The sequence below is a fragment of the Candidatus Delongbacteria bacterium genome (assembly GCA_041675285.1).
GTDB lineage: Bacteria > CAIWAD01 > CAIWAD01 > CAIWAD01 > CAIWAD01 > CAIWAD01.
On the sequence record JBAYTZ010000016.1, the window covers coordinates 67655 to 90090 of the forward strand.

Sequence of the window (22436 nt, forward strand, 5' to 3'; positions counted from 1 at the left end):
CAGAGGCCGGCCCGTCCGGCCTCTGCTTCGTTACCTCGACCTGCACGGAGCGACAGGAGGACGGCATGCGATTCCGCCAGGAGAGCGGCCCCGGGATGGGTCTGAGCGCGGTGGCGGGCGACGCCTGCCTGAGCGCGGCCCTGCTGCTGGCCGGCGGATTGCTGCCACCCCTTCATGGCGCCACCGGCGCCCTGCCCACGATCCTGCTGGCCGCGGCGGGTCTGGCTCTCCTGCTCGCCGACCGGCCGCTGGCCTGGCGCCACGCCGCCCTGCTGCCGGTGCCGCTGCTGGCCGCCCTGCTGCCCGTGCCCGCCCGCGCCGCCGCCTTGGGACTGGGTCTGGCGCTGCTGGTCTGGCTGGAACCCGGCGCCCGCCGCGCGGCCTTCCTCGCGCGCCTGGCCCTGCTGGTCTGCGGATTGGGTCTGGCGCTCTGGATTCCCCAGGCCTACTTCCTCTTCGACGGACTGGCCCGGGTCCAGTCCGACCTGCTTGCGCAGCTCGCCGGCCGGCCGCTGCGGCTGGGAGAAGGGCCTCTGCTGCACATCCCGCTGTTCTTCCTCCTGCGCGCGGCCCTGCAGTGGCTGGGTGGAGGCGGCGCGCGGCGGCTGTGGACTTCCGGTGGCGCGCTGATCCTGCACTGGCTGCTGCTCAGCCAAGCCTGGCGGCTGGGCTGGGCCACGCCCGACCGGCTCGAAGGCTGGATTCCCCTGCTGCTGTTCCTCCTCTTCTTTCTGCTGGATCAGCTGGCGGGGGAACCGGCCCTTTGTGGCCAGTCATCCGGCGCTTCGGGTCGGGGACCTTTCATTGCGGCCCTGCTGCTGCCCGCGGGCGCGGCCCTGGGTCTGGCGCTCTGTCTGACGCCGCCGCCCGCCCGGCTGGACGGCGTGGCTGTGGGCATCCGCCAGGCCGGGCTCTGGTCCGCCGAACTGCCGGTGGAGGAGGACGGCGCCGCGCCCCGGCTGGGCGGCCTGCTGGCCGTGCTGCGGACCTGGGGCGCCCACGTGGAGGTGCTGAATGACGCGGCGCTGACGGCCGGTCCGGCCTGCCGCGTGCTCTTCGTCGTGCAGCCTGACCAGCCCCTGGCGCCGGAGCTGCGCGCCGCCCTGCGCCGCTGGCTGGAAGCGGGCGGCGTGTTGATCGCCGTGGGCGAGCACACCCACGTCCACGGCATCGGCGTGGGGATGGGCTCGCTGCTCCAGGACTACCACATCAAGCTCCGCGACGACAGCGCCATCCCCTCCCTCAACGGCTGGCAGTGGGGCCACGATCTGCGCTTCCACGCCTCTCCGGCCACGGCGGGCCTGCGCGACAGCCAGCACCTGGGCGCGAGCATCGGAGCCTCGCTGGATGTCCGCTTCCCGGCCATGCCCCTGGTCACCGGCTGCCTGGCCTTCGCCGACACAGGGGACCCCTCCAATCCGCGCGGCCGGCTGGGCAACACGCGGCCCGACCCCGGCGAGCGGCTGGGCAGCGTGCCGCTGCTGGCCGCGGAACCCGTGGGGAAGGGCCTGCTGGTGGTGCTGGGCGACAAGTCCCCGCTGATGTCGCTCAACAACCCACTGGTCTGGCCCTTCTACCTCAACTTGAGCGGACGGCTGGAAGGCCGGACCTGGCAGGACCAGCGCGGACTGCGGCTGGCCCTGCTCGCGTTGCTGCTGGCCTCCCTCTGGCCCGTCTTGCGCGGCCTGCCCCCCCGGCAGGAGCTGGCGGTGACGGCCCTGCTGCTGCCCCTGCTGGCCTGGCCCCTGCGCGCGCCGGACACGCCGCCGCCCGCGCCGGCGGCCCGTGGGGGAATCGTCTGGATCGACCACTCCCACCAACCCTCGTGGTGGCATCCGCCGGATCACGACTGGAGTCCGAGCGCGCTGGTGCGGAACACCTTTCTGGCGGGCGGGCTGCCTCTGGCCCTGCATGAGCTGGACGCCGCCAGCCTGGCGGGCAGCCGCGCCCTGCTCATCGCCGGCAGCGCGCGCGCCTATTCGCGTCACGAACAGAGGCTGCTGGCGCAGTACGTGGAACAGGGCGGACGACTGGTGATTGCCGGTGACGGCCGGCGCGCCGCCGGACTGCGCGGCCTGCTGGCCGCCTTCGGTCTGGGGCTGGGGGAGACGCCGCTGGGCTCCGCCGCGGAGGCACGCTCACCTCAGCGCGGAACCGACTTCCGCTTCTGGGAGGCCTGGGATGTCCAGGACCTGCGGGGCGGGGCGGACACCCTGGTGGCCTGCTGGGGCCTGCCCATCGTGCTGGAGCGGAAACTGGGCGCGGGCCGCGTGATCGTGATCGGCGACGAGCGCGCCTTCAGCCGCTGGGCCCTGGATGACGAGGGCCGGGCCGGCATCTGGCAAAGCACGGCCACGCGCTTCCGGCGCATGCAGGTGGGGACGCCGCGCCTGATCCCCAGCCCGGCAAAGCGCCAGTATCAGGCCCGGGTGGAGGCGGGCGCGGCCTCCGCCGCCCTCCCGCCAACCGATCGACCCCGGCCCGTCGCCGGTCCCCCGCCGGCGCCGGTTGCCGCGGCGGAGCTGCCGCCCCACACGCGCTGGGCCTTGCAGGTGCTGGGCCTCAACCCCGCCCGGCCGGAGGCGGCGGGCAGCGGAGGAGTCCGCCCATGACCCCCCGTGCCCTGTTGCTGCGCCGCCACGCGGACTACCTGGCGCTGGCCGCCGTGCTGCTGGCCCAACCTGTCCTGACCCTGCCGCCCGGCTCGGGGACGGCCTGCTGGATCCTGGCAGGACTGGCCTTGCTGCTGGGGTTGGCCGCTCCTGCGCCCACGGGCGCACGCGGGCCTGCGGCCTGGACAGCCCTGGCAGCCGCCGGATTGGCGTTCCTCCTGCCCGGGGCCTGGCGGCCCGGACTGGCGCTCCTGCTGCTGGGCGGACTGGCGGGACTGCTCCGTCACGCCGGAGCCGGGCGGGTGGCGGCCGCCGGCCGGCGCGCGGGTCTGCTCTTCCTGCTGGGCTCCCTGCTCAGCGGACCCCTCCAGCTGCTGCTGGCCATGTTCGAATCCTGGCCGCCGGCGGGCTGGGCGGCCTGGCTGACGGGGCGGCTGGCCGGGCTCCAGGTGGCGCTCCAGGACGGATCGCTGGTGCTGCAGACGCCGGTGGAACACCAGCCCTTCCCGTTGGCACCCGAGTGGACGGGCTTCGTGATCCAGCTGCTGCTGGCGGGACTGGCGCTGGCCTGGTGGGCCGGGCGGCCGCGCCGTCTGCCGGCGCTGGCGGCGGCCCTGGTTCTGGGTCAGCTCTGGCTGGGGACCGTGTTTCTCTGGCTCTGCCAGGTGGGCGCCGGGCTGGGCTTCTTTGAGCTTCCCTGGCAGCCATTGCTCTGGATCGCCGCCGGCCTGCCGCCGCTCTGGCTGGCCGCGCGCCTGTTGCCCGCCGCCCCCTCGGCGCCGCCCGTCCCGCGTCCTGCTGTGTCACGCCGGCGCCGCGGCCTGGATCTGGCCCTGGGCCTGACGGGTCTGATCCTGCTGACGGCCGGGCTGCTGGGGGAGGACCGCGGCCAGGCCAAGGCCGGCCGGCTGCTGATCGACGACGGGCACAGCGACTGGGAGTGGGTGGAGACGCCCATGACCCCTGACGTGTTCGGCAGCAAGAGCACCTACAACTACCACGGGCTGGGGCGCCTGCTGGCCCAGTACTACGACTTGACCGTGACCCACGACCCGCTCACCCCCGCCCGGCTGGCGCAGACGGACGTGCTGGTCCTCAAGACGCCCACCCGGCCCTACGCCGCAGAGGAGATCGCCGCCGTGCACGAGTTCGTGCGGGCCGGGGGCGGGCTCTATCTGATCAGCGACCACACCAACATTTTTGGCATGAGCACGTGGCTGAACCAGGTGGCCGAGCCGCTGGGCTTCACCTTCAACTCGGACGCGGTCTTCAGCCTCTGGTCGCGCTCCGACCAGCTCTGGCGGCAGGAGAGCCCGCTGCCCCACCCGGCGGTGGCCGGGCTGGCCCAGTACCGCTTCCTGACCTCGTGCTCCATCCGGCCGGGCTGGGGCACGCGCGTGGCCATGGCCGGCGCCCAGGCGGGCTCCGCGCTGGTCTGCTACCACGAGAGCAATTTCTTCAACCCCCACCCGCCCCGCGCCGAACAGCGCTTCGGGCGGCTGATCCAGCTGGCCTCCACGCGGGTGGGCCGCGGTCGCGTGCTCGGCTTCACCGATTCCACCACCTACTCCAACTTCGCCGTGTTCTGGCCCGGGCGGCTGGAGCAGCTGCTGGCCGCCCTGGACTGGCTGAACCGGCGCAACTCGGCCCTGCCCTGGACCTGGCTCGCTGGACTGGGCGGCTTGCTGCTCTGCGGTTGGCTGGCCCTCGGGCGCCGGCTGGCGGGCCGGGACTGGGTGCCGCTGGCCTTGCTGGCCGCCCTGTTCACCTTGCCCGCGCTGCGCGCGCTGGGCCGTCCCGTGCCGCCCGAGCTGCGGCGCCCGCTGCCCGCGGCCAGTCTGGACGCCGCGCTCTCCCAGGTCAAGTTCCCCCTGGAAGACAAGCTGGACCCGCTGGACCCGCGCAACGTCGAGACCTTCTTCATCTGGCTGCACCGCTCCGGCCTCCTGCCCGTGCTGACCCAGGGCAGCATTCCCCCCCAGAGCCGCCTGCACATCGTGCTCAACCCGGCCCGCGTGCCCGGCGCCGCCGCCCAGGCCGAGCAACGCGCCTTCCTGGAGCGCGGCGGCACCCTGCTGGTGGCGCTGCGGCCCTCGCAGTACACGGCCGGTCTCAACGCCTGGCTGGCGCCCTACGGCGTGGGATTCGGCACGCGGCTGGTGCAGCAGCAGGCCGTGGCGCTGGATTCCCCGGGGGATTCGGTCTGGGTGGACGAGGCGCTGAGCGTCGAAGGCGGCCGGCCCTTTGTGTGGGACCGGATGGGCCAGGCGCTGGCAACGGAGGTCGCGGTGGGGCGGGGCCGGCTGGTGGTTTCGGGTTTGGCAGACGGATTCAGCAACGCCCACCTGGGCACCTATGACTCCGTGCCCACCGGCCTGGCGCTGGAATACCTGCGCCTCTACTACCGGCACGTAGGCCTGCAATTGGCCGCGGACCAGCCTGCCGCCGGAACGGCGGAATTCCCGGCCCGCGAGTGAGTCCCTTGGGCGGTTCTCGCTGCCTGAGGGGGGCGGGGAGGAGGCGCGCGGCCTACTCCAGGTTGTCGTCCAGGCTCTGGTCGGACAGGACCGCCACCACGCGGTACTGACGGCCGGGCAGCGCCAGCTCCTGGGGGCCGGAGAGCCAGTTGGTGGATGTGGTTTCCGCGATGCCGCGGAAGGCGTCGTCCGCCAGGCCGCGGGCCTCCACGCGGTAGCGCAGGGCCATGGGCAGGTTGTTCCAACTCAGGCGCACGCGGCCGCCCTGGCGCTGGATGACCAGCCCGTTGACCCGCAGGGGCACCAGACGCAAGAGGGCGCGATCCACCTGGATCAGGCCGTGGCCGCTGCTCAGGTCGTAGCCCGGCGTGCCCAGATCGCGGGCGGTTTCCTCCACGGCGCTCTCGATCTCGTCCAGGGTGGCCGTCAGATCCGCGGCGCGCAGCAGGGCCAGGGCGCCGCTGGCATAGGCACAGGCGGCGGAGCTGCCGTTGAAGTCACTGCGATAGCCGCCACCCATCACGGCCGCCGTGAGTCGCACGCCGGGGGCCAGCAGGTCCAGCCCGGTGCCGGTATTGCTGGCCCACCAGGTCTCGCCGTCGCAGCTCGCGGCAGTCTTGGGCTCGCCGCAGGGGCTCATGGCGCCCACCGACACGCAGAGGGGATGGCGGGCGGGAAACTCCAGTTCATTGTCGCCCGAGTTGCCCGCGGCGGCCACCACCCACATGCCCTCCAGTCGTCCCGCCTCGATCACGGCGCTGGCCGGACCGTAGTCCTGGGCCATGCCGCCGGAAAAATTGGCCACGTCCATATCTAACTGAAGGGCGTAGTTCAGGCCGTTGGCCAGCGCGCTGGCGCTGCCCATGCCGATGCTGTTGAAGACCTTCAGCGGCAGGATCCGCACCTGGCGGCTCAATCCGGCCAGGCCGGTCTGGTTGTCGACCAGCGCGCCCAGCAGCGAGGCCACCGCCGTGCCGTGGCCGTTGTCGTCCACGGCGCCCGGCAGGTTGGTCAGGAAGTTGAAGCCCGGCAGCAGGCGCTCGTGGAACTCCGGGTGGTTGGGATCCACGCCCGAGTCCAGCACGGCCACCAGCGGGCTGCGGGCCTCGGGACTCAGATCCCAGGCGGTGAGCATGCCCAGGTCCAGCCCCGGCGTGCCGATGGACTGCCCCTGGGACGTGCGGGCCTGTCCCGTGTTATGCAGGGCCCACTGGTTGGGGAAGAGCGGATCGTTGGGCGTCGTGCTGGCGTGGGTCACCCAGTCGGGCACCGCCGAACGCACGCCCGGCAGGCGGGCCAGACTGTCGCAGAGCGCCGGGATGTCGCGCTCAAGCGGAGTCTCCACCAGCCACCAAGCCCCCAGTCGCCCCTGGTTCCACAGCCGGCTGCCGGCGCTGGCGGGGAAGTGGGCCCGCAGTCCGAGCCGGCGCTCCTTGAGCCAGGACTGCAGCGCGGCGGGAGGCTGGTCCGGTCCCGCGGGAACCGTCGCCAGTTCGATGGCCAGCCGGCCCGGGACGTGCGCGGGCACTCCGGCCACGGCGGAGGACAGGGTGAACAAGGCCAGGCAAAGGCGAACGCAGGTGGCGCGCATCTGGTTGTTTTTCGTTTGAAAGTCGGGCACGATGGGGGTCGATGCTTCCGTTTGACGGCGCTTACAATCGGGAACTGCGCCTTGAGATGCAAGGCGGCGCTGGAACGGGGCAAGGGTGGAGTGGTCGCGGACCGGCGGGCGGGCCGGAGTGTCGAGCTTGCTGGACTGCAGGGTTCCGCCCTCCCACTGACCCCCCACCCGCCCCGGGGAGAAGCTTTGCGCCCCCGGTTTCGTTCCCGTTATCGGCGGCCGGAAGGCCGGTCTTTTCCCGGGCGTCCAGCCCTCCGGTCCCCGAGATCGCCGCCGGGTCCGGCCCACTTCGATTCCCCGCGGAAACTGGACGCCCGGTCCCGCGCCGTCCCTCGTTGTCCACAGACAGAATTCACTGGGCAGAGGCTGCCGTCCACCCGATCGGACAGCTCCCCGCCGATTGAAATCGCAGCCTGTTTAGGGTTGCAGCTTCAGTCTTCAAGCCCTACCCTTCCCCGGTCCAACCCAATCGAAGAACATCTACCCTGCTTGGCCCCGCGCCCGCTCGCGCGGTCATGCCCATATGGAAGGACGCTTCATGCGCCTCACAGCCTCCGCGTTCCTGCTGGCGGCCGTCCTGACCGCCCACGGATCCGCCCCGAACCCGGCGTTGACCCCCAGCGTCTCCAGCATCCCGACCGTCACGGTGGATGGCTACCAGGCCGTGGCCGGCCGGCTGATGATCCGGCTGAAGAGCGAGGCCCTGGCTTCCACGCGCGCCGACCGCGCCGAGCTGGACGCTGTCCCCGCGCTGGCCAGCTTCGGCCAGGACCGCGGCCTGCGGAGCAGCCGGCCGCTGATTCAGCACGACCTGGATGCCGTGGCCCGCGAGGCGGGGCTGGATCGCGACGTGCTCGTCGACCTGGCGCCCGGCACGGACCTGAAGCTCGAGCAGGCCGCCTGGGCCGCGCGCCCGGAAGTGGAGTGGGCCGAGTTCGATTACATCGAGCGGATCATGGTGACGCCCAACGACCAGTACTTCAACGGGCAGTGGGGCCTGCGCAATCTGGGCACCGGCGGCTACACCAACGATTGCGACATCGACGCCGAACTGGCCTGGGACGTCTTCACGGGCTCCAACAGCATCACCATCGCCATCATCGACACGGGCGTGCGCCTGACGCACCAGGACCTGTCCGCCAAGATCGTCGCCGGGTATGACTTCGTGAACAACGACGCCACGCCGAGCGACGACCACATGCACGGCACGGCCTGCGCCTCCCTGGCGGCGGCCAGCACCAACAACAGCTCGGGCATGGCCGGCGTGGACTGGAACGCGCGCATCATGCCCATGAAGGGCCTCAACGCCGCGGGCGAGGGCACCGATTCGGCCATCATCCAGTGCATGGACTGGGCCCGCTCCCACGGCGCGGACGTGATCAGCATGAGCCTGGGTGGCGGCTCCTACAACAGCTCCTTCAACACGGCCGTCAATGCGGCCTACAGCGCGGGCATCCCCGTCGTCTGCGCCGCGGGCAACGAGAACTCCGGCACCTTAAGCTATCCGGCGCGCTACACCAATTCCTTCGCCGTGGGCGCCCTCTCGCCCTGCAACCAGCGCAAGAGTCCGTCCTCCTGCGACGGCGAGAGCTGGTGGGGCAGCAACTACGGGACGGGGCTGGATGTCCTGTCCCCCGGCGTGCTGCTGCGCAGCGCCACCAACACCTCGAACACGTCCTACATCTCCGACATGAACGGCACTTCCGGCGCCACGCCCCAGGTGGCCGGCGTGGCCGCCCTGATGAAGGGCCTGAACGCAAACCTGTCGGCCCAGCAGATCTACGACATGATCGACGACACGGCGGACGATCTGGGCAGCGCGGGCTGGGACACTCAGACGGGCTGGGGCCGGATGAACGCCCACCAGGCCGTGCTGGCCGCCTCGGGCAACTCCTGCGCCAGCGACCTGGTGAGTCCCGTGATCGTCCACGCGGCCCTGGGCAACACCAACAACAACAGCACGCCCTATCCCGTGACGGCGACGGTGACCGACAATTGCACGGTGAGCAGCGTGACCCTGCGCCATCAGGTGGGCGGCGGCAGCTGGACCAGCCAGCTCATGACCCTGGTCAGCGGCACCTACAACGGGACCATCCCGCCCCAGGCCTTCGGCTCGGTGGTGAACTACCAGATCGTGGCCCTGGACCAGAACTCCAACCTCGCCTCCGTGAGCCACACCTTCGTGGTGGTCAATCCCTGCGATCTGGATTTCGACGCGCCCAGCGCGGCCCTGCTGGCCCCCGTGGGCGATCTCGGCAGCGACAGCGCGCCCATCGACGTGCAGGTCAGCGCCAGCGATCCCTGCGGCATCCTGGAGGTCCAGGTGGGCTACCAGCTCGACGGCGGCGGCATGCTCTTCGAGAACGCCTCCCACGTGGGCGGGGACCTGTTCGCCTGCCAGCTGCCGGCCCAGCCCTACGGGACCAGCGTGGCGCTCACGGTCTACGTCTACGACGCCTCGGTCAACCAGAACGAAGCGGTGCTCACCCGGACCGTGCAGGTGGTGGATCCCTGCGGCAGCGACGCCGGCGCGCCCCTGGTGGAGCTGCTCGCTCCCTTCCCGGCCACGCTGCAGGCCGGCGTGGCGGCGCAGGCCCAGGTCTCGGCCGGCGACCCCTGCGACCTGCAGACCGTCGTCCTCGCCTGCAGCCTGGACGGCGGACCGACCCAGCCCGGCACGGCCTTGCTAGAGGCGCCGGGCCAGTACCTGTTGGAATTGCCGGCCCAGGCGGCGGCGGGCACCCTGGCCTGGACCCTGCTGGTGACGGACGACAGCCCCCAGCACAACCTCACCCAGCTGACGGGCAGCCTGACGGTGCTGCCCGCGCCCGAATTGCCCACGCCCCAGGTCAACATCGCCCTGCAGGGCGGCGGGCAGGTGCAGCTCAGCTGGCCGGCTGTGCCCGAAGCCACGGGTTACTTCGTCTATTCCGCCAGCCTGGTGGGCGGCCCCTGGACCCTGCTGCTGGACACGCCGGCCCTGTCGTTGGCGCTGCCCGTGGCCACGGACGAACGCCGCCTGTTCCAGGTGGTGGCCCACAACTGATCGCCTGCCAATCGGCTCCCACACGGCCGCCTTCCCGCCGGGGAGGGCGGCCGTTTTCGCTCTGCGCCCGCACGGCCGCGCCAGCCTGCGCGGGTCTCGCCCACCATCCGCGCGAGTGTTAAGCAATAGACAGTAAAGAGGTTGACGGACAACATCTTCGAACGTATTCTTGCGGCCCTTGGATCCTGCACCTTCCTCACAGCCGATCAGGAGAAACAGGATGCGTCGGACGATTGATTGCCCCACGGCCCCATGTGCCCTGCCGCGCCTGCGCAGCAGTCTCATGTTGCCGGCCCTGGCGTTGCTGGTCGCCACGAGCGCGGCGGAGATTCGCTATGAGGTCACGGTGTTGCCCTCAGGGGGACCTTACTCGTACTCGCTGGCGGCGGGAATCAACGAGTCCGGCCAAGTGGTGGGATCCGCAGCCAATGCCGACGGGCTGATCCAGGCGGCTGTTTGGACCGATGGTCAGGTTTCCATCCTGGGCGGGCTCTACGGACTGTCCTCCAGGGGCTATGCCATCAACGACTCGGGCCACGTGGCGGGCTGGAGCGACGTGCCGGTGTTCACCTCGCAGGGCCAGGCCTTCAAGTGGGCGAACGGCGTCTTCACCGAACTGGAAACCCTGGGCGGCATCACCAGTTGGGCTAGCGGCATCAACAACCACGGTATGGTCTGCGGCGTGGCGCAAGTGGAGAGCTCCGATGTCCGTCACGCCGTGGCATGGGACAACGCGGGTACTCTCTTCGTCGTGCAAGAATTCAGCGGCGCTTCGGCCATCAACAGGATCGGCCAGGTGACATGTACGGTGGTCGAGGAAATGGTTTGCGCGGATGGGGTGACCGGTTGGGTGGGGCAGGGCGCCATCTGGCCTGGCCCGGTACCCTTGGGCATGCTGGGCATGGCAAGCGGCAGCCAAGCCCTGGCCATCAACGACCTGGGACAGGCGGTGGGCCATTCGGCGCGCAACGATGCCTATTGCGGCGGTGGGGGGGATGTCCGCGATTGGTTGGGAACTGCGGCCGTGCTCTTTGACAACGGCTCCTTGGTGGACCTGGGTCTCCTTGACGGCGTCGTCGGTTTTGATCAAGCCTTGGCCTTGAACAACCGCGGCCAGGTGGTGGGCTCGGCCATGGACAACACAACGGCCTTCCTCTGGGAGGACGGCGTAATGACCGACTTGAACGAGCTGGTGGATCCCGCCCTGGGCCTTCACTTGAGCAGCGCCGTGGGCATCAATGACCGCGGGCAGATCGTCTGCAACGACACCTGGTTGGGTCAGGCCGTGCTGCTCACTCCCATCGAGACCCGTCCGCCCGTGCTGGTGCTGCCGGGCATCGCCGCCACCTATGCGGCCGACGAGAACGACCTGGGCCCGTGGCTGTTCCAGCGGGGCATCCATCCCAGCGGAATGCAGATCGATCCGCTGGGCCACTTCTACGATGACCTGCTGCAGACCTTGGACAACGCCGGCTACACCCCGGGCGAGGACCTGTTCGCCGCCACCTACGACTGGCGTGTCACGCCGGCGCCCGTGGACGGCGTCTTCGATGGCGTAGTCAGCGGCCTCAGCGCCGCCGCCATCACCGACGGCGGCTTCGAGTACGGGGTGGATTACCTGGGCTACTGGCTGATGCAGGCCATGGATGCCTGGGAGACCGCCCACCCCGGCGACACCCTGCGGGAAGTGGACCTCATCGCCCACTCCACCGGCGGACTGGTGGCCCGGGCCTACCTGCAGAGCGCGGCGCGGGGCGGCCTGCTGCCCGACGGGCGGCGCCTGCCGGAGGTGCGCAAACTGATCATGGTGGGGGTGCCCAACCGCGGCGCCTCCAAGGTCTGGAACCCCCTGCACGACGACTGGGGCGTGGACGTCTCCTTCCAGCTGGTGCTCTCCAAGATGATCAACCTGGCCTTCCAGAAAGTGCTGGACGGCGCGGTGGTGAGCGGCCCCGACGGCGACATCGACCTGCAGTCCCTGCTGGCCTGCGGTGAGGACCTGAAGGTCTGCTTCCTGCGCGCCTACGTGCCCACCATCCACTCGCTGCTGGCCACCTTCCCCTTCCTGGACACGGGTGCGGGCTTCCAGGATGTGAACGCCATCCCGGAGCTGCGCAACGGCCTGATCCTTGATCTCAACGCGGGACTGGACCTCCAGCTGAACGGCGATCCCAACTCCTTCGCCGACCACGCCCAGACCACGGTGATCCACGCCACTAGTGAGGCCACGCCGCGCCTGGTGGTGGAGCGGCTGGGCGAGGCGGGCGGCGAGAACGCGCTGGTCTCCTTCGACGCCTTCGCTTCCCGGGACGCCCTGCCTGGCGAGTTGTGGTACGAGGACCTGATCCCCTCCGTGGCCGGCGACGGCACGGTGCCGCTGATCAGTTCCATGGAGCAGTTCGTGGGCGACGCCCGGGTGACGCTGAGTCCCTACACGCGGAACGTCAACACCCTGGAGGACGTCAGCCACTGCGGCATGCTGTTCAACACCCAGGTGCAGGAGGAGATCCTGACCATCCTGGGCGCCTCCTTCGGGCCGGAGGACATCTCCACCGGCCTGCACGCGGAGTTTGCCACCACCTTGTCCACGGCGACGAACATTGCCGCCAACATCGTGGGCGGCAACATCCTGGTCGCGCATCTGGATCCGGTGGAGGGCTTCGTGGTGGATGGCCAGGGCCGCCGGCTGGGCTGGAGCGCCGCCACGGGCACCCTGACTGAGATCCCCAACAGCCGCTGGTTCGGCGACGGCGACGGGCAGGGCTGGGTGTTCGGCCCGCTGGTGGAGCCGGTCACGCTGCAGCTGACCGGGCAGGGCGGGGATCACTACGCCCAGGTGAGCATCGTCGGTGGCGGGGGACAGAACGGGCTGGTGAGCAGCGGTCCCCTGGCTGTGGGAGAACAGCGCAGCCTGGCTGTGCCCTTCCCGCAGCCGGATTCCCCCGTGGTGGACATTGCCTGGACGGCGCCTGGACAGGTGAGCCTGACCTGGGCGCCGGTGGCGGGCGCGACGAGCTACACCGTGCTGGGCGCCCCCACCATGGCCGGACCCTGGACGCCGCTGCTGACGACCCCCGGCACCTCGACGACGCTGATGATCCTGGACGACGAGCTGCGCCTGTTCCGTGTGACCGCCGGCAGCTGAGCGCGCATCCGTGACACAAACCGGGCCGCCTTTCCCTGGGGAAGGGCGGCCCCTTCTCTTGTGGCCAGCCGGGATGCCGGGTTCAGGCGCCGGCGGAGTCGGCCGGGCCCGGGCGGGGGACGACCTCCTCTTCAATCAGCAGCAGCGAGACGGGCAGGCCGCGCTCCAGCAGCCAGTCCAGCCACAGGCGCTGGGCCAGGAACAGGCGGTCCCCCGGGCCCTTCACTTCGACCAGTTGCCACTCCAGCGGGCGGTCCGGGCCGCCCTCCCGCCAGAGCAGCAGGTCCGGCAGGCCGTGACCCAGCTCGCCGGGCTCGCGCAGCAGCCCCTCGCACAACTCGGCCAGCGGCCGGCCGGGCAGGACCTCCAGCAGGACCTCCAGCCCGCGCCGCCACCGTTCGGGATCGTGCCCGCCCGGCTCCGTGCCGGGCTGGAACACGCTCCAGTTGACCAGCGGATTCTGCAGCCCGGCCTTGGAGTGCAGACGCTCGCGCACGCCGGCGCGATGGCGTTCGCGCAGCAGGCGCGTGCGCAGCCGACGCCACTCCTCCGCCCGGCGCTCCAGGAAGCCCGGTCGTCCCCAGTCCAGCGGCGCGGCGTGGAAGCGGTGCAGGAAGGCGCCCGGCGCGGGGGCGAAGATCAGATTCCAGGCCACCAGCCCCACCAGCGCGCGGGGCAGCAGATTCTCCACGTGCAGGCCCTGCCAGCCGTCGTGGGCGAAGCGCGTCAGCGCCAGTTCCTCCACGCAGAGCGCGGCCCCGGATTCGGCCTGGAGCAGGGTCCGCCCGCCGGCGTGACCCGGGTGGCGCAACTGGCTCCAGCGCAGGACGGGCGGCTCGCGCAGCGGCCGGGCGCCTCCCAGCCGCTGTTCCAGCTCGCGCCGGATCACCGGACCGGGCTGCTCGGCCAGCGCCTGTCGGCAGGCGGCCTGGGCGGATTCCTGCCGGCCGCTGTGCCGCAGATTGACCACCAGCCGCAGCCAGGTCTCGCCGCGGCGCCGGCCCTCCACTCCCAGTTCCAGGGCCATGCGCTGCCAGGCGGCCGCGGCGCCCGGTCGTCCCAGCCGCTCCAACAGGGCAGCGCCCGCCAGTAGGGCTCGCAACCGCGTGCGCCGCAGCTGGGCCGCCCCGTCCTGGGGCCGGCGGGGCGCCGGCAGGTGGGCGAGCTGCGCCGGCGCGGCCAGCTCCCAACTGGCGCGCAGGAGATCCCGCGCCCGGCGGGCTGGTCCGGGCGGCAGGCGCAGCCCGCGCCGCCAGCCCTTCAGCTCCCGGCGTAGCTCGTCCAGCTCCTCCTGGAGCCGGTCCAGCCGCGCGCCGGCCTCCAGCAACTCCTCGGCCTCGGCCCGGGAGTGGATCCAGCCGCCGGTCTCCCTTCCCCCGACCGGCTTGACGGACTCGAAGCGCTGCAGGCCCAATTCCGTCACCACGAACTGCCGCAGGTCCTGGTGGCGGTTGCCGAAGAAGAGCAGTTCCAGCAGCCGGAAGAGCCCGTGCTGGCGCAGCCGCACCCACTGGTCCAGGTCGGCCAGGGCGCAGAGCAGCGAGCTGTCCGCCGGCCAGAGCCCCAGCTGGACGAAACCCTCCGCGTGGGAATCCTCACGCAGCAGGGCCTGCAGGCGCCGGCGGGCGGCCTGGGCGCTGCCGCGCAGGGGCTGTCCGGCCACGCGCAGCAGGTGCAGGCACTCCTCGTGGGTCAGGCCCGCGGCCAGTTCATCCGGCGGTGACCCCGCCGCGGGCGCGCGCTCCAGCCAGCCCGCCGCCTCCAGCTCGTCCAGCGCCTCGTCCAGCGCCGGGATCTCCGGGTAGCGCAGGCGGCTGTGGCGCAGCCAGCCCTCGCGCCGCCCGGCCAGCCGCAGTAGCAGCAGGCGCGCGGGCAGTGGCAGGCCGCGGACGGAGCCCAGCCGGGCCCGCTCCTCGTCCGTGAAGAGCGCGCCGTCCCGGGCCAGCACGGTGTCGGCCAGCAGGAGGAAGTTGCGCAGGTAGTAGGGTTCGCCGGAGCCCGGGGCGCGTGTGTTCGCCATGGGAAGAAGGTAGGTTCGTGGCGCCAAAGGGCCGCGGCCGCCGGGCATTTCGCGCTTGCTCCGGCCCGCCGGGAATGGTCTCTTGTGGCCCGACACAACACACAGCCTTCGAGGACAGCATGTATCCCCACTCCCGCTCCCCGCGGCGCACCGTCCGTCCGCTGGCCGGCGCCCTGCTCCTGCTCGCACTGGGCACGCCCGCCCAGGCCCTGGTCTGGGGCCTGAAGACCCACGACCCGGTCTCGGGTCCGCCCGCCCTGCTCTTCTGGCTGGACGAGGCCACGGGCGGCTGGGGCCCGGTGGCGCCCGTCACCGTCGCCGGCGCGCAGGTGGACGCCGACGGCCTGGCGCAGGACCCCCAGGGCCGCCTGTTCGCCTGGCGCGTGGAGAGCGGCGGCTCCACGCTGCTGCAGCTGGACTCCGCCACCGCCGCGGGCACGCCTGTCGGCGCGCGGCTGGAGGGCCTGGATGTGCGCGGCGCGACCTTTCTGCTCTCGGGTCGTCTGCTGGTCTTCGAGAGCGCGGGCTCGGCCCTGCTGGAGATCGATCCGCTGAGCGGCCAGCCGCTGGGCGCGCCCATGCCCGTGCGTGGCCTGGAGCCCGGCGGCGCCTTCCTCACCGGCGACCTCTGCCAGGACCTGGACGGCTCGCTGCTCTTCGCGCTGGGTGGCGAGGTCTCGCGGCTGGATCCCCGCAGCGGCCGGCGCACGCTCCTGTTCAACGACACGGCCAATCTGGAGGACGGCCTGCCGCCCTGGAGCGTCGGGCTGGCCCTCTCGCCCCTGGCGCCCGCCGACGGCGCGCTCCACCTGCTGGATGTGTCACACCACGACGCGCTCTACCGCTACGCCTCCAGCTCGGACTTCACGCGCAGCCTGCTGGTGGGTCACGTGGTGCCCGAGTACAACGCCGGGCGCGGCGATCTGGCGGCCCTGCCCGCGGCGCGCACGGAGATCACCGCCCTGCGCGTGGCCGATGGAGTGGCCGAGTTGGACGCCTGGTGCCGGGCCGGGTGCTGGGTGCGCGTGGAGTACACGCCCGGGCTGGCTCCGCCCACCTGGAGCGAAGTCCCCGGCAGCCTGCGCCAGGTGCCCGCCCCGGGCCCGGGAATCGGTACCTTCTGCCAGTGGGACAATCTGCCCGCGCCGGGTGCGCAGGGCTTTTGGCGAGTGCTGAGCAGCCGGGAGGATCCGCGATGAGCCGCATCGATCGGGACTTGGGGCGCTGGTTTTTGACGGACCGCGTGCGCCTGGAGCAGGACTTCAGCCACACGGCGCAGCAGCTGGGCAAGAGCGCGCCGCCCATCGAGAAGCCCTGCCCGCCGGAGGCACCGCGCACGGCGCTGCCCAAGCCCGGCGAGTGGAACGGCATCGGCGCCGTGCCGGTGGAGAAGGCCCTGGCCGGCCGCGAGAGCCGCCGCGAGTTCACGGACGAGCCGCTCAGCCTGGACGAGCTGGCCTTCCTGCTCTGGAGCGCCCAGGGCGTCCGCCAGCAGATGGGCACGCGCGCCGTGCTGCGCACCGCGCCCTCCGCCGGCGCGCGCCACGCCTTCGAGACCTACGTGCTGGTGCTGCGCGTGGCGGGTCTGGCCCCCGGCCTCTACCGCTACCTGAGCCTGAGCCACGAACTGGCCTTCCTGCGCGCCGTGCCGGAGGCCGCCCAGGCCATTTCCGACGCCACGCTGGGGCAGGATTTCATCGGCGAGGCCGGGGCCGTGCTGGTCTGGACCACGCTGCCCGAACGGATGGAATGGCGCTACGGCGAGGCGGCTTACAAGGTGATCGCCCTGGATGCCGGCCACCTCTGCCAGAACCTCTACCTGGCCTGCGAGTGCGTGGGCGCGGGGACCTGCGCCATCGCCGCGTATCACCAGGAGAAGCTGGACGAACTGCTGGGCGTGGACGGACAGGACGAGTTCGCCCTCTACCTGGCGCCGGTGGGGAAGGTGGAGCGCTAGGGCGCGGCTGGTTTTGATTGGAGACGTGTTGGGCGGGGCCTCGGGGGTCCTGCCCTTTTTCGTGGGCGGGCTCTGGCTGGGGTGACGGATGATTGACGGTGGAGCCAGTTCGCGCGGGGCTAGGGGCTGGGGGCACGAAGGTCCGAAGGCTCGAAGAGTTGAAGAGTGACGAGAGATGAGTGACGAGTGACGGATTGAAGGTGGAATCTGGAACGGCAGTAGATCCTCGCATATGCGACTGTGCTTGCCGAGGGCTTAGGCCTGCTCGCGGTCCTGACGCACTCGGAACTCCGTGATCCGGCGCACCAGCTCCAGCGGCAGCGGCTGGTTGTGCGGGAACTGCATGCTGCCCTTGGCGGACTTGTAGCCGGCCAGCTCCTCCCGGAAGGCGGCGATGCCCACGGCCCCCGGATAGAAGCCCACGTGCCCGGCGTAGCCGGCGAAGTGCACGAGGTTCTTCCGCCCCTTGTAGGTCGGGATGCCGTAGGCCATCCCCTCCACCGCCTCGGGCGCGGCCGCCCGGATGACCGCGCGCAGGGCCGCCAGCCGGGCCTGGATCTCGGGTGGGAAGGTCGCGAGATAGACATCCACGGGGGATATCGGGGCGGTGGCGGCGGTCATGGAAGAATGCTCCTTTCGGTCAGGATACCCTCAATCGGCGCGCAGGGGCGTTCATTTGCTCCGCCGTCGTCATGTCCTGCTTCTCGTCATTCTGAGCCACGGTGGATCAGTCGCGCGACGGTTGATGTGGCGACGGCCCGCTCCTTTGGTCCCGTCCGAGTCCGCCTCCCGGTTCAGCTCCCGCCCAGGTTTCTACAACCACCAACCAGGCCAGTCCGGACGCTGGCCCCACACCACCTTGCCTGTGGTTTTGTCCACAATCCACACAGCATGTTTACGAGGCGTACACCAAAAGCAGTATCTCATGCGGAACTGGTAGGTATGCCGGGCTTCCAGCGTGAGCTCGATCAGACCGGCGGGGTGCGCGCCGAACTGCGCCGGGTAATCTGCGTATTCAATTAGATGTTGTCCCGCCAAAAGCTTCGCCCCCTTGTATCCCTTGTCCAAGCTGTTTCCATCGATAGATCTGATAACGTCTGGCCGTGTTGACCAGTCAAGCTCCGCGAGCGAATCGTTCCCCGCCTCGGAAGTGCCCACAGCGGCCCACTCGCAGTATCCCCAATAGATGGGTGAATAGTGCGAGCAAGAAATCACGACTGACGAGAATAGAATGAAGAGGAGCTTTCTCATCGGATTTGCATGATAACGGTGGCTTCAGCCGCGACGCGCCTGGCGCGGCGCTTGCTTTTCCCATCCGACCTGATTTCTATTCGAGCAAGCAAACACCATGACAGGCGCGAACTCGGCTATGAGCTCGTGCTGGCAAGCCCCTTGATTAGGACTGTAAGCCTAATTCAGCGGCGGCGAGGAGCAGTGCTTTGTCGAGTGTCCACAGCTTGCAGCCAGTCAATTGCGCCGACGCAAGCAGGCTTACATCTGTCCAGCCAAGTCCTCGACCAAAGAGTCTTCTGGCCTCGACGAAGCGTGCAATCTCATCGAAGGTGACCTTTTGCGCCTCAGGAAGTGCGAATAGCAGCCCCAGAATTTCCGCTCGGTTCCGCAGATTGCCGCACATAAGCTCACCAAGAACCAATTGGTGCTGAAGGATTTGCCCGGCATCAAGCAGCGTCGCAAGTTGTGGATTCCCACGCCGGAAGTGGTCGATCCAAATGGACGTGTCGGCCAGGATCATGGCAGCGCCGGAGCTTGCCGACGCGGAATGTCCAGCAACTCGTGCTCCGTTCCACCCAACAGGGCCAGCCGCCGTGCGCTTTCAAGCGCGATCAAGGCTTCCAGTCCGAGCCGGATGAGCGAGGTTTTCTCCCTCACGCCCGTCAACTTCGCCGCTTGGGCAAGCAGCTGATCATCGATGTTCAGTGTCGTTCTCATGTGCATCAATATGCATCTTTGATGCAGACTTGTCAAATCACATGCAGATTTGCTTGCGGCGGGCGCCTGGCGCTGCGCTCGCTTTCCTCCTACCGACAATTCCTTTCCCTTCAGACTGCAAGCGACGTGACAGGCGCAAAGTCGGCTGCAAGCAATGGCTGCAAGCGATGTTAGACACCAGTTCGTGATATGGCGTCCGCAAGCATTTGTCTATCTAACCTGATTTCAGATTTCTTTAGTAGCATATCCATTGCGCCAATCTCGTAACTAATGACCAGCGAATCTATATCATCTGACGTGGTGTCCACAGGAACCATGATGATCGTGACGTCTCGCGATGTCCCAGGATGTATCACAAGACCTGAAGTTCCACCGAACATTCTACTATCCGGAATTTCTCGATGTGACTTTAACATTTCTATGCCGTGATTCATATTTCCGTCAACGCCATAGGCACTCCATTTCACTCCCTTTGGAGTGATCACCTTTAAAAAGGGTGCGATTGCAGAGCCCCTTCCCTTATTGTATAATGATATTAAACAATCCGCTGCCGGAATTCTCTGCATTCCGCTTTTTCCGATTGGCTTGATGGATATGTCTAAATCTGGCCGTTGCCTTCTGCCAAACATATCAGCAATATCAAAGTGCTCCATTTTATAGAAACTATCTCCAGACCGCTTGAAATAGCGATCTTCTCCAGCCTTTGCCATATGAGGACCGATATTGCTTTCAGGAATGAGTGATGCCGCAACTCCAGACTTACCATGCATTACAATGCTCTTGTGACGCACACCCTCAACCAGAGGTGAAACGATTTCCCCTGTTAGCTCATTTAATCTTGAAACAAACAGATTTACATCATTGATCTCGATAATTTCGCCTGCACAATCAATTCCATCAGTGCCCTTTCTTGCGTCAATTCCCCAGATTACTATTCCACCCATAGAGTTGGCAAGTCCAGATAAGGCCTTTGCAAAATTCTTCTTGTCATCACTCTTTTTCATCTCTGAGTCTGCGACCCTCTTAAATTCTAATTGTAAGTGTTCGGTTTGCGCATTTTGAACAAACTCGGATATTGTAGTACAATCAAGCTCTTCAAATTTCGTCCTCAGGTCCATTGTTTTTCCCTCTTGCGTCTAACGTTGGTTTCAGCCGCGACGCGCCTAGCGCGGCGCTTGCCTTCGTTTACTTCCTGAATGCGCCGTGACGGGCGTAAAGTCGGCTGCAAGCTCATGTTAGGCTATACTCTTCCAATTAATATTCTCATTCCAAATCCTGATCCAAGTACTATTACTTCTTCCTTGACAACTACGAGAACAGAAGCAACATTTATTGCCTCATCATAATCATATTGATCAACTAGCATTATAATCGTGTCAATTCGTCATCATGTGGGACCAGCCTGAGTGAAATATCCGGTTTATACGCCAGCATTAAGAATGGCCTGAAGCGCCATACCTGTGCCTAGTCCAAGGAGACTAAGAGCCGTTAACGTGTAAATTCTCTCGGCTTTCATCGCCTTATCATGTGAATATGACGTAATTTCAGTCTTCCTAAGTAATTTATGCTGGAGACTAATCCGGTCAACAAGTGAGTATTGAGTGATAAACGCAACAAACGCCGAAAGAAATAGGGCACTAACTGCTAGTATAACCTTTAAGTGGAAATTGCGATCACCCTCAATAAACTGGACAAGCGTCACGAGACCACCTGCAGCGGCAAGCGCCAAGGTCGTAAGCTGCTTAAGATAGTCGAAAGAAAGACTGATGGCTGTTTCTAGACTCACAAAATCTCTTGATTCCGTTGGGTCTGTGGAGCTGTTCATCGATTCCCTCGTTATCTATTCCTGAGGCCCAACGGTGGCTTCAGCCGCGACGCGCTTGGCGCGGCGCTTGCTGTTTTCCACCGACATTTATTTCCCCTTCCGATTGCAAGCGCCGTGACAGGCGCAGGCGTCGGCGCAAGCTGTGTTAGATGCATATTATCCTACAGTGCTTCATTAGGGAACGTATTTCTCAATATATCTTGAATCTGCTTCTTACATTCATCGTCATTCTCTCTTGACCATATCACAGTTGTGCAATGATTTGTGTCAAAGTGTGACTTAATTGTGTCCCAAACATCTTTTCTACAGAAGTATAAAACAGGTTTTCCAAGTCCTTCTGCAAATCCCGCCTCCCAATATGCTCCGTTATTCTCTGTTGTAAGATCCGCAAAAAGCATTCTAGATCTTCTAATGTTATTTCTCAGGTGGTGATCAATAATTCCGGGAGTTGGCATCTCATCATTTTTGAACAAATTAAATCCGACGCCTTTTACGGCTTGCTTGAAAACTTCAACATATGCCGATTCTATGTCGAATATTCTATATTCCATGGCCATGAAGATTAGTTTGTTATCTCCTTCGTTTGACAACAAGGATTTGCAGTGCGACCATCCAGATGGAGTTAATCTTAGTGCAACGGCATTAGAGCCTAAGCCAACACCGCTAATTAACCCCATGTCTTTATAATAGCTGGCAACATATTCTATAGAACTTTGATCGATTAGTCCACAGGTCTTATAAATGACGGCGTTAGAAATTCTGATCATTTGCGAGATATAGAGAGCGCTTTCGTAGAATAGCAATATAAATGCATCTAGTTGTTCATCTGGAGTCGGAAGAGCGGCCTTAGCTTTGTTTTCCATCACGAAGGAAGATGTCACTTCCACATGCTCTCTGTTTAAATGATTTATAAAGTAACTCCAGCGAGCTCTCTCGTACTTTCGTTTCGCGGCGTCAGAAAAATCAAGCATGCTTTCTTGGGCACCTATAGTTATTGAAAAGCTGCCACAACGTTCGCAAAGAATATCCTTTTTATTGCTGTTTTCGGGAGGCTCAACAGCTGCGACGCCATCGCAAATTGGGCAGTGATCTTTCTTAAGGTCAATCCATTCCATGATGACTCCAGTGTGCATCTAAATACAATTAGAGCAGCTCCGCCCACCACCAGCCAATTCTTAGTGGAACGGAGGTTCCTCCCGCGCCCAATAGAACAATTCCGTTTGCCCACCGCAAGCGGAATCTGTCTACCAGGAGAAAGCGGCACTGCGCTGTATTGGAGCGCGCGATCAGGCGAAGCAGAGCCGAACGCCCCCATCCGGTTTTGGCTGCCTGGCAGCCAAAACCGGCTTCCCCCGCGGGGCGCGGGGGAAGCGCCAGCACATGCCGCGATCTCTGCTGGGCCACGGCCATGGGATCCCGTCCCAGCGCCAACTGGCGTTGGGCGCTTTCGCTGGGATGACAGACGAGATGATGGGATCCCCCGGTCAAGCCGGGGGATGACGAGACTTCATGCCAAGGATGACGGAACAGAAGGCCGAGGATGACGAACGAGGAGGCACTTGGTGACATGAGCGGGCATAGGTCGAAGGGTGGCGAAGCGGTGAAGGCCTTAGGCCTGAACCACAACCGTGGTGAAGCGCAACGCGCGAACCAACTACACGGAGACAGGAAGGAGCCGCTGCCGCCAGCGGAAGCCCGCCGGGAGGCGGGCTGACTCTGGCGAGTGAGAAAAAGCGCCTCTTTGGCTCCACCTTTCTGGCGCCAGCAGAAAGGTGGAAAACAA

Annotated in this window: 15 protein-coding genes; 6 read left to right on the forward strand and 9 right to left on the reverse strand. The window is 66.8% G+C overall.

Features of this window, described 5'->3' with window-relative positions; translation table 11 throughout:
* Positions 1 to 65 precede the first annotated feature (65 nt).
* Positions 66 to 2612, forward strand: coding sequence for a DUF4350 domain-containing protein (locus tag WC326_13825; protein ID MFA7332143.1), 2547 nt, complete (start codon positions 66 to 68; stop codon positions 2610 to 2612).
* The gene (locus tag WC326_13830) at positions 2609 to 5089 is read left to right on the forward strand and encodes a hypothetical protein (GenBank protein ID MFA7332144.1); all 2481 of its coding nucleotides are present in this window, start codon (positions 2609 to 2611) and stop codon (positions 5087 to 5089) included. Before WC326_13825 ends, WC326_13830 begins: the two co-directional genes overlap by 4 nt.
* Before the next feature lie 52 nt (positions 5090 to 5141).
* On the opposite strand, the gene WC326_13835 is transcribed toward WC326_13830, so the two are convergent.
* Positions 5142 to 6680, reverse strand: a complete 1539-nt coding sequence (locus tag WC326_13835; protein ID MFA7332145.1) for a S8 family serine peptidase — start codon at positions 6678 to 6680, stop codon at positions 5142 to 5144.
* A gap of 568 nt (positions 6681 to 7248) precedes the next feature.
* Between WC326_13835 and WC326_13840 the strand changes: the two genes are divergently transcribed.
* Both WC326_13840 and WC326_13845 read left to right on the forward strand, forming a co-directional pair.
* Positions 7249 to 9756, forward strand: coding sequence for a S8 family serine peptidase (locus tag WC326_13840; GenBank protein MFA7332146.1), 2508 nt, complete (start codon positions 7249 to 7251; stop codon positions 9754 to 9756).
* Between the two features lie 220 nt (positions 9757 to 9976).
* Entirely contained in the window at positions 9977 to 12901 is a 2925-nt protein-coding gene (locus tag WC326_13845; protein ID MFA7332147.1) for a hypothetical protein, read from the forward strand.
* An 82-nt stretch (positions 12902 to 12983) separates the two neighbouring features.
* Here the strand turns inward: WC326_13845 and WC326_13850 are convergent, their stop codons facing one another.
* Positions 12984 to 14921, reverse strand: coding sequence for a VRR-NUC domain-containing protein (locus tag WC326_13850; GenBank protein MFA7332148.1), 1938 nt, complete (start codon positions 14919 to 14921; stop codon positions 12984 to 12986).
* A 119-nt stretch (positions 14922 to 15040) separates the two neighbouring features.
* Here WC326_13850 and WC326_13855 point away from each other — a divergent pair, with 119 nt between their 5' ends.
* Positions 15041 to 16120, forward strand: a complete 1080-nt coding sequence (locus tag WC326_13855) for a hypothetical protein (GenBank protein MFA7332149.1) — start codon at positions 15041 to 15043, stop codon at positions 16118 to 16120.
* Positions 16117 to 16878, forward strand: a complete 762-nt coding sequence (locus WC326_13860; protein ID MFA7332150.1) for a SagB/ThcOx family dehydrogenase — start codon at positions 16117 to 16119, stop codon at positions 16876 to 16878. The genes WC326_13855 and WC326_13860 overlap by 4 nt, the downstream gene beginning before the upstream one ends.
* Before the next feature lie 255 nt (positions 16879 to 17133).
* On the opposite strand, the gene WC326_13865 is transcribed toward WC326_13860, so the two are convergent.
* The 7 genes from WC326_13865 to WC326_13895 form a co-directional block, all read right to left on the reverse strand.
* A complete protein-coding gene (locus tag WC326_13865) occupies positions 17134 to 17499 on the reverse strand; it encodes a DUF1801 domain-containing protein (protein ID MFA7332151.1) in 366 nt (121 codons plus the stop codon).
* A gap of 192 nt (positions 17500 to 17691) precedes the next feature.
* A complete protein-coding gene (locus WC326_13870) occupies positions 17692 to 17946 on the reverse strand; it encodes a hypothetical protein (GenBank protein ID MFA7332152.1) in 255 nt (84 codons plus the stop codon).
* 328 nt (positions 17947 to 18274) lie between these two features.
* Positions 18275 to 18631, reverse strand: coding sequence for a type II toxin-antitoxin system VapC family toxin (locus WC326_13875; protein MFA7332153.1), 357 nt, complete (start codon positions 18629 to 18631; stop codon positions 18275 to 18277).
* Positions 18628 to 18828 carry a type II toxin-antitoxin system VapB family antitoxin gene (locus WC326_13880; protein ID MFA7332154.1) on the reverse strand — a complete coding sequence of 67 codons (201 nt, stop codon included), beginning with the start codon at positions 18826 to 18828 and terminating at the stop codon, positions 18628 to 18630. Before WC326_13880 ends, WC326_13875 begins: the two co-directional genes overlap by 4 nt.
* A 170-nt stretch (positions 18829 to 18998) precedes the next feature.
* A complete protein-coding gene (locus WC326_13885) occupies positions 18999 to 19946 on the reverse strand; it encodes an ATP-binding protein (protein ID MFA7332155.1) in 948 nt (315 codons plus the stop codon).
* Positions 19947 to 20248: 302 nt separating this feature from the next.
* Positions 20249 to 20653, reverse strand: a complete 405-nt coding sequence (locus WC326_13890) for a hypothetical protein (GenBank protein ID MFA7332156.1) — start codon at positions 20651 to 20653, stop codon at positions 20249 to 20251.
* Positions 20654 to 20814: 161 nt separating this feature from the next.
* Complete coding sequence (locus WC326_13895) at positions 20815 to 21768, reverse strand: hypothetical protein (GenBank protein MFA7332157.1); 954 nt, start codon at positions 21766 to 21768, stop codon at positions 20815 to 20817.
* Positions 21769 to 22436: the final 668 nt, after the last annotated feature.